Origin of the sequence: Neisseria sp. P0024.S006 (genome assembly GCF_051956595.1) — a bacterium.
Taxonomy (GTDB): domain Bacteria; phylum Pseudomonadota; class Gammaproteobacteria; order Burkholderiales; family Neisseriaceae; genus Neisseria.
In genome coordinates, this window is sequence record NZ_JBQCXH010000054.1 from 1 (window position 1) to 453 (window position 453).

Consider the following 453-nt stretch of genomic DNA (forward strand, 5'->3'; position numbering starts at 1 on the left):
AGATCTACACCCTCTCCGTCGTCGGCAGCGCAAGAGATGTAGAAGAGACGGGTTCTGCTGCGAATTTCACTTCTTCTTCGGTGGTCATGCGGCCGAAGGTGATGCGCAGGGAGGAATGTGCCAATTCGTCGTTGCGACCAAGTGCACGTAAAACGTAGCTTGGCTCAAGGCTTGCGTAAGTACAGGCGGAGCCGCTGGATACGGCGAGTTCTTTCACTGCCATAATCAGGCTTTCGCCTTCGACGAAGTTGAAGCTGACGTTCAGGTTGTTCGGGGCGCGGTGTGCGAGGTCGCCGTTGATATAGACTTCTTCGATGCCTTCGATGCCTTTGAGGAAGATGTCGCGCAATTTGCGGTAGTGCGCCATGTCTTGCTCGAGTTCTTCTTTTGCGATGCGGAAGGCTTCGCCCATGCCGATGATTTGATGGGTTGGCAATGTGCCGCTGCGGAAGC

Annotated in this window: 1 pseudogene; it reads right to left on the reverse strand. The window is 55.0% G+C overall.

Annotated features, from left to right (window positions below):
• Positions 1-40: 40 nt before the first annotated feature.
• A pseudogene (locus ACTHUF_RS11235) lies at positions 41-453 on the reverse strand (aminotransferase class V-fold PLP-dependent enzyme); the annotation flags it as partial.